Below are 13250 nucleotides of genomic sequence, written 5' to 3' on the forward strand. Positions count from 1 at the left end.
ACCCCTGTATTAACGGCGGGAACTAATAAAAAAACTTGGTAGCAAGCCCCGCAACGGCATTTTAACCAATATTTATTGCCCCGGCCATTAACAGGCGTAGTTGCGCCAACCTCCTGAAATAAATTGCAACTTGGATCATTAGGGATAATTTATTCTTCGCGCAAAGCATTTACCGGATTGGCAATAGCTACCCGCACCGCCTGAAAGCTAATGGTAAAAAGGGCAATAATTAAAGCGACCGCACCCGCCAACAGAAAAATACCGAGGTTAATAGGTATGCGGTAACTAAAGTTTTGTAACCATTGGTGCATGGCATACCAAGCCAAAGGCCAGGCTAAAATATTGGATAACAATACCAGCCTTAAAAAATCAATAGAAAACAATGCCGCAATGCCGCCAACCGAGGCACCCAATATTTTGCGGATACCAATTTCTTTGCGGCGCTGCTCGGTGGTATAAGAAGCCAATCCAAATAAACCCAAACAGGCAATAAAAATGGCGAGTACCGAAAAAATGGTAAATACCTGGGCTTGTTTTTGCTCGGTTTTATACTGGCTGGCAAATTCTTCGTCGAGGAAACGATAGGCAAACGGGTACTTGGGCGCGGTTTGGGTATACACTTTTTCTATAGCCGTCAGCGCCGGCTTAGGATTACCCGATGCCAGCCGTATAGAAATTACCCGGTGGTCGTTGCGCATTAATAAGGCCAAAGGCTCAATGGTTTCTTTTAAAGAAGAAAAATGATAGTCTTTTACCACTCCAATTACTTTACGGTGGTTATTTACATCCATAAACCCTTTATCATTTATTTGCTTACCAATGGCTTGCTGGGGCGTCCAGCCTAATTTACTAACCGCGGTTTCGTTTAAAATAATGGCGGTCGTAGAATCGGCAGGAAAAGATTTAGAGAAATTGCGGCCCGCTACTATTTGCATACCAAAAGCCGGTACGTATTCTATATCGGTAAAAACTGTCCGGAAACTCCAGTTTTCGCCGGGCTTATCGGGTATCTCAAACGAATACCGATCGTGGAAACCACCGGGTTCGCCCGACATGACTGACACATTTTTTACGCCGGGCAATTGTTTTACCTGGTTTATAAAAGTTTGGCGGCGGCTGTGAATTTCGCCATTATCTAACGGAATGGTAATAACCTGCTCCTGGCTAAAGCCCAGGTTTTTGTTTTGCATATATTGCATTTGCCGGAAAATAACCAAAGTACCAATAATCAGGAAGATAGAAATACTAAACTGAAAAACTACCAATGTTTTGCGCAGCACTGGGTTACCGGCTGCCGTAGATAAGCGGCCTTTTAATACCTTTACCGGCCGGAACGACGACAGAAAAAACGCCGGGTAACTGCCGGCCAGTAAGCCCACGAGCACCGCTACGCCCAGCAATACCACATAAAGCCAGGGATTATTAAACGGAATAGTTAGATTTTTTTCGGCGATTTGGTTAAAGTACGGCAAAGTGAGCACCATGAGCACCAACGAAAGCGCCACCGCCACTACCGTAAGCAACGTACTCTCGCTTAAAAACTGCAAAATTAAATTTTGTTTGTAAGCCCCTAAAACTTTGCGTACGCCCACTTCCTTGGCCCGCCCCACCGACCGCGCCGAAGCCAGGTTCATAAAATTAATACAGGCAATTACCAGAATAAACACGGCAATAGCCGAAAAGATGTACACATTATTTTTGCTGCCGTGGGCTACGCCATCAAACACGGCATCGCCGGTTAAATAAATAGCCGGTAAAGGTTCTAAAGCCAAATCCATGCGGCCGCCCCACACTTTAAAAGCATCCGCCAGGTATTTATCCATAAAAGCCGGAAATTTAGCGTGCAGAACGTTAGTTTTACTTTGGGCAGCGAGCAAAACGTAGGTATACATGGCATTGTTGCGCCATACATTAAACCAATCTTCCCGGGCCACAGGCGTTATAGGCAATATCAGGGCAAATTGCAGGTGCGAATTTTCGGGTACATTTTGCATAACTCCCGTAACCTGGTAGGTTTCGGTTTTATCTAAAGTCAGTATTTTGCCGATGGGGTTTTCTTTGCCAAAATATTTTTGGGCCGTTTCCTGGCTAAGTACTACCCCATCTGGCGTAGTTAAAGCGGTGGCAGCATTGCCCTGGAGCAAGGGAAAAGAAAAAACCTGAAAAAAATTTGAATCGGCCAGAATCAGGCTTTCTTCTTTAAAAGATTTATTTCCGTACGAGACCAGGGCCCGGGAGGGCATAATGCGCACGGCAGCTTTAATATCGTCCGGAAATTCGGTAACCAAAGTCGGGCCGTACGGGCCAGACGTGTACGGTATTTTACCCAAGGTTCCATTCTGATGGTCTATTCGCAATACCCGGAAAATCCGATCCGCATGGGTATGGAACTGGTCGTAGCTTAGTTCGTTTTGCACAAACAGGAAAATAAGCAGACAACAAGTAATACCTAAGGTGAGCCCCGCCAGGTTAATGAAAGTATAAAATTTCTGCTTCAGCAAACTGCGAATAGCAATTTTGAGATAATTCCGGAACATGGTATTGGCCTTTAACCTTAAAACAATTTAATTGCAAGGAATTAACATGCCACGTTCGTAAAACATTGTTTTAAAGCCATTTATACCCAAAACAGGTACTAACCTGTCCGGTTTTGATACAAAGTTCGTCCGGTTTTATAACAGCGGTTTTAAACTAATCTACATTTATTTTAAACACGGTGGCAATGCCAATTCTAAAACCAAATTGCTGGTATTTACCATTTTCAAAAGAGGTAGCCGCTTCGAGCCGGAATATCCGGAATACATTATCTAAAGAATAACCCAACTCGTAATAATGCGGCGAACGGGCAGTTTTTAAATAATTTACAAAAATATTCTCGCGTATACCGGTTAGGCGTACTTCGGGAATGTGGGTAAACAAAAACTTGCGGAAAGCATAATGCGTGTGCCCCGAGAAATAAGTATTGTTGGTGCTGTAGGCATAATAATCGAGAAGGCGGAAAGCGCCGGCCGGCCGCAAACTGCTTAAAATGGTGCGGTTGCCGTCGAAATGCTGGTAATCCATAAAATACATTTGCTTTGTATTCAGAAACGCGCCGCCGCGCAACTCATACTCCAGCCGGCCCCGCACACCAAAAACAAACCGGTGGTTTAGGCCCAGTTGTACCTGGTCGTAATTTACATCGCTGCCCAAAACGCCCGGTATACCTTTGCGGTAGCTTAACAAAAACTCCGGCGAGCTTTCGGGTATGGGTATTTTGCGGCCATTTTGTACACGGTACTTGCCGCCCGGTCGGTAACTGATTTGGGCTTGTAAAGATAAAGCGTTGTGCGTCGGGAAGCCGGTATCGGGGAGTTCGTTGTTTTGCGGTAAACTCGGCGAAAAGGTGCGTGAATCGGAGTAGAAAAAGCTGTAATCGGCGTGGTTATACAGCTGGCTCCGGCGGGCCCACTCCAGGTTACCGCTAAACTTTAAGAACGGCGACAACTGGTAATTCAGGCCAGGCTTAACGTACAATTTTTCGTACATTTTAAGATAATCTTGCCGAAAGAAAAGCGCACTTAAAGTATTTATATGCGGATGAATGGGTTCTTCGGGGTTAAACTGTTCTACAAAATTACCGCCTTCCAGGTAAACAAACCGGTTCCGGAACGTTTTGGCGTTTTGCAGGCGGTGCGATAGCCGGCCTTTGGCATAAAAATTCTGGCTCGAAAAACCGTAACGCAACGTAGGAGAAAATTCCAGGTTTTGGCGCAAGCTGTCGTAGCGGTACCGGAACCGTCCGCTTACATTTACGTTTACCCCTTCGGCGGTATTGTAATACACCTGGGCAAACGTAGGAATAATAAGAATACTGGCTCTCGGCGACAAGTTGTAATAACCACCGGTGATCATATCTTTCGGGTCGAACTTCTTCTTTTTTATGGCTTTTTTAGGGTCTTTTCCGGTTAGCTCGGCCTGCTTTACTATTGCCGTAGAGTCGTCGCGGTAATAGCCTTTTACTTCTTTTTGGGTTAGCGGTACCGGCCGGGTATTTTCCCAATATGCCGAGTCGCGTTTGTAGGCCAGTTTATCAACCACGTAACTTTTTTCGCTAATTACTTCAGGGGCCGGTTGCGCTTTTAAGGTTTCCTTCTCGTAATTATTTATCATTTTCCGGAACTGCTTCCGCGTCATTTTGTCTTCGGTAGGCAATATTTCGGTGGCCAGGGCTTTGCTTTTGGCGGGTTTGGCTGCCAGCACTTCGGCCGGTACGGGCTCTACTTTTTCGTCGATAATTTCGGTTTTAACCTGCAACGCTTTATTTAGTTCTACTTTGTAATCGCTGCAGGTGGCCAGGTATTTATACTCGCCGCCAAAACCCATAACCTTGCCCGAAAACTTGTACTGGTGCGTAACCGGCATCCAAACGTTTTCGGCTACAGCAGCAAAGTTTTGTTTTACCTGAATCGGGAAACCCATTAAACTGGTTTTTAAATCGAGCGAATGAATAGCCCACAGGTTTTCAATAATATAAATGTAGCCTTCAAACACGTTATCGCCCCGCGACCGCGGTGTTACCCGTATTTTATTTATCTCTAAATTCCCTTCCCGAAAGCTGCCTTCGTATTTAAATTTATAGTACCCAAACGCATGGCCCGCCAGCGGCGAAACGGCATCGGCCACTTTATCTTTGTAAAAGCTCTGGCCGATAAATAAACTCGGCGAAGCCGAGCCCGAACCTTTGGCATTGCCGGAGGTGCGAATGGATATTACCCGTTCATCTATTTTATTCGGTTGCCGGAATTTTATCACACTCACCGATTCGCTGGTGTAAGCCTCGTTTAATTTTATGCCTTCTTCTTTTAATTTCTTTTTTAAAAAAAAGGGGGCATTGGTAAGTTCGCCGGTGCCTTTCATGTACACCTTCATTTCGTAGCTGTTGTACTGCAACTGGTGAAATTTACGTTTAGCAATGGCTTTGCGCATAATGGTGTACGCCGGGTCTTCTTCTTTACCCGAAACCCGTACTTCGCTTAGCGTAACGGCTTGCGGCGTTAATACAAAATCGTGCGTCAGCCACTCGGTTTTAATTTCTACCTGTATTTGCTGCGCTTTGTAGCCAATATATTGCACCGTTACCGTGTGGTTTCCAACCGGCAACTTCATTTCGTACAGCCCATCTATGTTAGACGAAGCGCCACTTTGCAGGTTAACTACATAAATAGAAGCAAACGGCAGTATTTCGCCGGTACTGCTTTTTACTGTGCCTTTTAAGCCCTGCGCCCAGCCCAAACCCGGACAGCCTAAAGTAGCTAAGAATAAAATTATAACCAGATGTGGTAAACGCATTAACTTAAAATTAGGAATGGACTTACAGGTACAGGCTTGTATTACCCTATAGATGCCGGCCAAGCCCCGAAGGTTGCTTTAACCGCCCGAATATTTTAGAGTACCAGTAATATTTAAAAATAAATGACCTTATAGAAAGCACCAGCAAGCAGGAAAATAACAGGCACCAAGGTTTCAAGTAAATTATACTGGCTTGTAGCCTTATGCTAAATCTTTCCGGAAGCTAAATGGTAATTACTGCGCGTTTGCTTATATTTAAATTTGATTAATCAAGCTGTAAAATACTGAACTACTACTTCTTGGTCGACAAGTTGTAAGCTAATTAAAAAGAATTATCCCTTGAAATATTTACTTTATTTCTTTATTCAGTATTATAGTTTTTAGCTGTGATCCTGTTCATGACTTAAGATTAGAAAATAAAGCAAGGAATACCATAGAGGTACTTTACCGACCAAGTCTGGACGAAATATTAACGCAAGGGAAGAAAATAGAACAAGAAGAATATCAGGGCCAGCAATTAGACAAAATCACTTTAGATTCCGCAGAGACCATCAGAATAGGGCATGTTGTAGCAATGTACATACCCCAAGCCCATGATATTCATTTAGATTATTTAGAAATCAGAAACGGACAAGACACCCTAAAATTAACGGGTAAAAGAGCGATACTCTCTGACTTTACAAAAGATAGAAAATCTTGATTGGAGATTAGTGGTAAAATAAAAAATATCCCGCCACTATACTTAAACGGCAATTTTGTTTTACGCCAAGCAACGTTAATTTGCCTATAATATTGAATATTTTAGTTTTACTTCCCGGATAACCAGCCCCGGATAACCATAAGACTATACTGTTAGTCATTAAAATCGTAGCCCAACAAACCTCATCGCCCGTAACTTTACTCATTTTTAAGGGCATTTACCGGATTGGCTACCGCAGCTTTAATGGCCTGAAAACTCACGGTAATTAAGGCAATAAACAGTGCGCCTAAACCGGCAACGGCAAACATCCACCAGCCAATGGGCGTGCGGTAAGTAAAGTCTTGCAGCCATTGGTGCATGGCCCACCACGCCAGCGGCCAGGCAATTAAATTAGCCAGTACCACTAATTTTAAAAAATCTTTCGACAGCAGCGATACAATATTGGTGAGCGAGGCCCCCAATACTTTCCGGATGCCGATTTCTTTTGTTTTTTGCACGGCTACAAACGATACCAAGCCGTACAGGCCCAGGCAACCAATAAAAATGGCAATACCGGCAAATATCTGAAACAAGTGCGCCAGCTTGGTTTCTTCTTCGTAAAACTCTGCAATGCGCTCGTCCAGGAAAGTGCCTTCGTATACATAGTCGGGGAAAGCCGCCGACCAGATTTGCGCTACCTGTGCTTGCGTTTCTTTTAAATTATGGCCTTTTAATTTAAGCGCTACCTGCCGGAAACTACTTTTCTGGCTACAGATGGCAATGGGTACAATGGGCTGGCGCAAAGAAGTATGATGAAAATCGGCTACAACGCCCACAATGGGATATTTACGCCCATGAAATTCTATCTTTTTGCTAATTGCTTCGGCGGGGCTGCGCACGCCTACTTTATCTAGCAGCATTTGGTTTATAACTACTTCCCGGATGGTGTCGCTGGCGCCATAAGGCCGCCCGGCCAGAAAACGGAGTTTAAACGTATCGAAATAATCTACGTCGCCAGCTTTTACATTCAGCGGAAAATTCTCGTCTTGGGTAGCACTGCTAAATTTAAAATTGGTGTTGGAGTTGCTGCCCGAAATGGGTGCCGCCGAATTAAAACTTACCTTATCTACGCCCGGTAAAGCGGCAAACTGGTTTTTTAAGGTTTGAATTTTAGTTCTGGCCACGCTATCGTCCGGAATTTCGGCCAGTAAGATAGCGGCCTGGTTAAAGCCTAAATCTTTTTGCCGGATAAAATTCATTTGGGCAATAGAAATAAGCGTAGCAATAATTAATACCTGCGAAATAGAAAACTGCACCACTACCAAAGCTTTCCGCAAAGAAAAACCGCCCACGGTTTGCACGGCCAATTTACTTTTAAGAGCATCAACGGGTTTAAAACCCGATAATATTAACGCCGGGTAAAAACCAGCTAAAAGCGTAAGACCCACAATAATGGCCGCCAGAAAAAGAAACACGTGCGGAGCCGCAGCCCATTTAAAATTTTCGGGCAGGTTGGTAATGGGCTGCACCCAAGGCAAAACCAAGTGCACCAACAACACCGCACTGAACACCGAGAGCAGCACAATAATAAAGGTTTCGCCTAAAAATTGCCCGATTAGCTGGCTCCGGTTACTGCCCAATACTTTGCGCACGCCGGCTTCTTTGGCCCGGCCCATGGCTTGCGCCGTAGCCAGGTTCACGAAATTAATGCAGGCAATTACCAGTATAAACAAGCCAATCAGTACCAACGACAGAATGGTTTGTTTTGTAATGCTCCGGAAAGTTGGCGGCGGATAGTTGGGGTTAAAATGTAAATCGGAAAGCGGTTGCAGTAAATAGGTGTGGTTTTTATCGGTAGGCTGATATTTTTTTATAAAATTAGCCAGCATGTTGTTAAAAGCCGCGGCGGTGGTTTCTGCGGGCAGTAAAATGTAGCACTGCGAATCGCTCCAAACGCTACCCCAATTCGTAAAGTCATCGGCGGGCAAAAGATTCCGCAAAGTAGGGTACGATACAAAAATACCTTTCTGCAAATCAGAGTTCTGCGGTACATCGGCCACCACCCCGGTAACCTGCATCAGCACCTGGTTGTTTAGTTTTAACTGCCGGCCCAAAGCTTGTTGCCAGTTTCCGAAGTACTTTTGAGCCATACTGCGGCTCAGCACTACTGCATTGGGAGCATGTAAGGCCGTTTGGGCCGTGCCGGCCAACCAGGTATAATCGAAAATATCGAAAAATACCGGGTCAGCAAAAAGTACGCTCGTTTCTTCTTTAAACTTTAGGCCGGGTTGCCCGCTTCCGTTCACGACCGCTACCTGGGCATTGTACGCGCCAAAGGTCATGGCTACTTTTTTTAGCTGCGGAAAATCGGTTTGCAAAGCTTTACCAAACGGAAAAGGCACACCGGTTTGGTAATCTTTGCCAGCGGCATGGGTAAGCTCATTTACTACCCGGTACGTTCGGTTTTTGTGGGTATGATATTGATCGAAACTAAGCTCAAAGGTAACGACCAGAAATATAGCCAGGGCTGCTGCCACGCCAACTGCCAAACCCGCAATATTTAAAAAAGCAAAAGCTTTGTGCCGCAACAGGTGGCGAACAGCAATTTTAAGATAGTTGTACAGCATAACCAGGTAAATAATTTACGGGCAAGACGTAGGGCCTTGCTTCAACCAAAATATTTGCTGTTGTAAATACCGGTTTAAGCAAAAAGCCCCGTTGTTTTACCATAATAAATATGCCATACTCACAAATAATTAATAATCAATAAGTTACACCAAACTAACACTGTAAGCCGTACGGTTACGATACAATTTGTTTGCCCGATTCTGTAACAAAACCTTAATGTGCTACCAGGCATAAGCAAAGTAAATATTGCCCGCCGATATGCCTTTAGCCTACCGGCGGAAAACTAACAATGGTGCGCACGGCGCCGTTTTCGTCGTGAATAAAACTAAGCGGCTCCTCGGGCTTCTTCAAGATTTCGGCGGGATTAATTTGCCATTTCTTCCACATTTCGGCGAGTACCTTGGCGTAAGCGCTGTTTTCCCAGGGATTAAAAACCGGCATGGTAATATCGTCTATTAACGTATCGTAGGTCAGGAAATCATCGGTTGGGTTGGCTTTGCGTTCAAAATATTCCGGAATGGCATTGAGCAAATAAGCGCCGTAATACGCGCGGGCGGTAAATTCGGCTACCTGCAAGGGGTGCAGCGGCTTATCTTTTATATCGACCCAAACCCGGTGTAAAACCTGCCGCAGCAAACCATTGTCCAGGAGATTACAAATTAATACCACCGGCCCCATTTTCAGGCTAAACATCATGGTGGTTAATTCATCGCGGTATTCAAAAGGTGTGGTGTCGTCTTCGGTTTCGACCACTTCGGCTACAAATAAACTAAAAGGGGTAAAATCATCGAACTCAATGGGCACCCGCAAGGCCTGCAATAATTTGTAAAACGACTGAAACTTGGTAAACATTTTTGGGTTTTCGCCTACGGCATGTTCCGGCATAATCAGTGGGTTTTTCTCGTTGGCGAGTTCCCGCACCAGAATGCCGTAAAATATAATGGCCAGCCACAAAAAAATATCGCGTTCGGGCAATTCTCTAAAACCAGCAATACCCCGCTGGTGCGCCGCTTCTATTTTATCTTCGAGGGGCTTTACGTGTTGCTCCCGGCAAACCGGACAGCACGGAATGGTAAGCTCGCGGTAGGTAATAACACTTTTATCCAGCAGCAGTAATTGTTTATCGGCTAAATGATAGTGCTGTTGCAGCCAGTTCGGGAAAACCGGTAAAGCATTGGCCGCAGTAGTTGGGTTACCGCACAAAAAACAAGTGTCCGGGCCAAATTGCATCCGCTCAAACGGATCGTATAAAGAAAGAGAAGCCATTCAGAAAATATTATTAGGAATATAAAAGCAAATACTTGGTCTTAAAAAGTGCAAAGTTAACCCGCAAAGACTTTAGCTAAGCCAAAATTTTTTAATCAGATGCAAAACTTACCCGAATGCCAACTGGCACCACCAACATTTAACTAATATTTATTTGCTTACGCTTTAATTTCTAAATATTTACCGCCTCTAAACTCAAAGTTCTAAGTTAGCTCTGGTTAAACTAGAGGGGTTAAATATTTAGCGGCTGGTTTAAAATATTTATCAACATACAAGTGTTGTATATATAAGTGGCATGATACTTGGATTCGGGAGGCTATTATTAAAAATTTTAATTGCTTATGAAACGCTTCCTGTTATTTTTGTTTTATATTTCATTTTTAGGAGTGGCGCAAAGCGTTCAGGCGCAGCAACAAGCGGTATTACCGCCTTTGGTGAGCGTATCGGGGGTTGGCGAAGTAAAGGTACAGCCCGACGAAATTCTTTTAAACGTTGGTATTGATGTACGCAATAAAAACCTGGATGCGGCCCGCAAAGAAAGCGACGACAAGGTAAAAGAGTTGCTCAATTATTTAAAAAAGGCCGGCATTGAGGCCAAAGATATTCAGAGCACCAATTTAAGTGTTTACCCGAATTACGTAGGCGATTACGGCCAATCGGTTCCGGATAATTACATGACTCAACGCTCGGTTTCAATTATAGTGCGTAAGGTAAACCGTTTCGACGAGATATTAACCGGTATTTATAAAACCGGCACCAACCGGGTAGAAGGTATTGAATACCGAACCTCGGAATTACAGAAATACCGCGAGCAAGCCCGTAAACTAGCCATTCAGTCGGCTAAAGAAAAAGCTACCTCGCTTACAAAAGAGTTGGGGGCCAAACCCGGCCGGGTATACAACATTACCGAAGCCAGTTCTGAAGGTTACCCGCGGCCCATGTACCGGGCAGCCATGGCCAATAAAATGATGGAATCGGCTGATATGGGTGCAGGAGGCTCCACCATTGCGCCGGGCCAGATTCTGGTAAGAGCCACGGTAGACGTAAGCTTTATAATAGAATAATTTAAACAAGGGGCAAATTTTAAGCCTTTGGTTTTAAATAAATAATTGGCCGTTAAGCGCTACCTTTTAAAATCTGATTTTAAAACGGACGGTTTTTCTGAAAGAATTAATTAAAAGCATTTTAAATCTTACCGCGTACCTTTTAATTATTGTTGTTTTTTGGGTGTTTATGAGCCGGCCTTAGTTGTTTGGGGCCGGCTTTTTTTTGTGCTGATATATTTCGGGGAAATCTGGTAAATTAGAGCCACCTAAAACCCTGATGCTATATGAAATACATTTTTTATACCTTGCTGGGCATAAGCTTACTGGCCAGTTGTAAAGAAAAATCCCGCCAGGCCGGCAATAATACCCAACAAGCCCAACGTTCCGATACTAGCAGTGTACCGGTGCCGGCCCTGGCCAGCTTTAATGCCACTTCGCTCCTGAACCACATTAAAATTTTAGCTTCCGATGCCTACGAAGGCCGTAGCCCCGGTACCCGCGGCGAAGACTCTACAGTAGCGTATTTAACCCGGCAGTTTACCCAACTAGGCCTGCGCCCCGGCAACCCCGATGGTACTTTTGTGCAGAAAGTACCCATGGTAGGTTTTACGCCTCAACCTACGGCTTCTTTTACGGCAGGCACCAAAAAAATCAGCCTTTCTTTCCCAAACGAATATGTAGCCATCTCGAAACGGTTTACACCCCAGGTACAGGTTAGCAATTCAGATATTGTTTTTGTAGGCTACGGCATTGTTGCGCCCGAGTACGGCTGGGACGATTACAAAGGGCTGGATGTAAAAGGCAAAACCATTGTAATGTTGATAAACGATCCGCCCATTCCTAATCCACAGGATACATCTAAACTCGATGATAATATGTTTAAAGGACGGGCCATGACTTACTACGGCCGCTGGACTTATAAATACGAAATTGCGGCAGCCAAAGGCGCGGCGGCCTGTATTATTATTCATGAAACCAAACCGGCGGGCTATCCTTACGAAGTAATTTCGGGGAGCTGGGGCCGCGAGAATTTTGATATCAGCAACACGAACAAAAACATGGACCGCGTACAGGTAGAAGCCTGGATTACGCTGGACAAAGCAAAAGAATTATTCTCCGCCAGCGGTAAAGACTTTAAGACTTTAAAGCAGCAGGCCCTTAGCAAAAATTTTAAACCGGTTGCCTTGGGCGCTAAAGCAAACTTTACCGTTAAAAACCAGCTTCGCGAAGTGCAATCGCGAAATGTAGTGGCTAAACTCGAAGGCTCCGACCCTAAATTAAAAGACGAATATATTGTGTACAGCGCCCACTGGGACCACCTGGGCCGCGACCCACAGCTAAAAGGCGACCAGATTTTTAACGGCGCCCTCGATAATGCGTCGGGCACCGCCGGTTTATTAGAAATTGCCAAAGCCTACACCCAACTACCGCAAAAACCCAAAAGATCGGTATTGTTTTTAGCCGTAACCGGCGAAGAAAAAGGCTTGCTAGGTTCTAAATATTACGCCAGCAATCCGCTTTACCCTTTAAATAAAACGTTGGCCAATATTAACATGGATGGCCTGAACCCGCACGGCCGCACGCAAGACGTAATTATTGTGGGTTACGGCAACTCTACCCTCGACAATTTACTGGCCCAGGCAGCAGCCACGCAAAACCGGCAAATTGTACCGGAAGCTACCCCCGAAAAAGGTTCTTTTTACCGCTCCGACCATTTTGAATTTGCCAAACAAGGTGTACCCGCGCTTTACGCCAAATCTGGTATTAAATCGGTAGACCACGACGCCGACTATTTACAAAACAAAGCCGATGCCTACACTGCCAACGATTACCACAAAGTAACCGACGATGTAAAACCCGATTGGGATTTTTCGGGCGCGCTGGAAGACCTGAAACTTTATTTTAGGGTAGGTTACCAGATAAGCCAGGGCAGTTCCTGGCCGCAATGGAAACCCGGCACCGAGTTTAAAGCCAAACGCGACCAAACATTGCAACAACCATAAACCCAGAATACCTTAAACCCCGGTTACAGTAAACGTAGCTGGGGTTTATTTTTGCCGAACATAAAATTTATGTAGCACCAGTTCTGGTTCATTTCAATAAATAAAATTTTATAATATTTTAAAATAACAAGCCTCACAGCCATTCCGGGCATCGGTTACCCTTTTAAATTAAACCCTTAGCTTACTAGGTATAATTTTTAAGTAGTTCTTATTCCTGCTGGTTGATATTATTAAAAATAAGTAGTATAAACATTAAATATTTGCAATATTTATAACACAAAAGAATATTCATCTTAC

The 13250-nt window shown here is 44.4% G+C and carries 6 protein-coding genes; 2 read left to right on the forward strand and 4 right to left on the reverse strand.

The window, feature by feature from the left end; translation table 11 throughout:
* Positions 1–149: 149 nt before the first annotated feature.
* The 4 genes from ACO1R6_RS24085 to ACO1R6_RS24100 form a co-directional block, all read right to left on the reverse strand.
* Positions 150–2537: an ABC transporter permease gene (locus tag ACO1R6_RS24085; protein WP_486268204.1), complete on the reverse strand. Its 2388-nt coding sequence runs from the start codon at positions 2535–2537 to the stop codon at positions 150–152.
* Positions 2538–2691: 154 nt separating this feature from the next.
* Entirely contained in the window at positions 2692–5331 is a 2640-nt protein-coding gene (locus ACO1R6_RS24090) for a DUF5686 and carboxypeptidase regulatory-like domain-containing protein (RefSeq protein WP_486268205.1), read from the reverse strand.
* Positions 5332–6228: 897 nt separating this feature from the next.
* Positions 6229–8637 (reverse strand): ABC transporter permease, encoded by a 2409-nt coding sequence (locus tag ACO1R6_RS24095; protein ID WP_486268207.1) that lies wholly within the window; start codon positions 8635–8637, stop codon positions 6229–6231.
* Positions 8638–8902: 265 nt separating this feature from the next.
* Positions 8903–9904, reverse strand: coding sequence for a hypothetical protein (locus ACO1R6_RS24100; RefSeq protein WP_486268209.1), 1002 nt, complete (start codon positions 9902–9904; stop codon positions 8903–8905).
* 341 nt (positions 9905–10245) lie between these two features.
* Between ACO1R6_RS24100 and ACO1R6_RS24105 the strand changes: the two genes are divergently transcribed.
* Together ACO1R6_RS24105 and ACO1R6_RS24110 are read left to right on the forward strand one after the other, a co-directional pair.
* Positions 10246–10968, forward strand: coding sequence for an SIMPL domain-containing protein (locus ACO1R6_RS24105; protein ID WP_486268211.1), 723 nt, complete (start codon positions 10246–10248; stop codon positions 10966–10968).
* Between the two features lie 266 nt (positions 10969–11234).
* Positions 11235–12953, forward strand: a complete 1719-nt coding sequence (locus ACO1R6_RS24110) for a M28 family metallopeptidase (RefSeq protein WP_486268213.1) — start codon at positions 11235–11237, stop codon at positions 12951–12953.
* Positions 12954–13250 lie beyond the last annotated feature (297 nt).

It is taken from the genome of Adhaeribacter sp., from assembly GCF_057359045.1.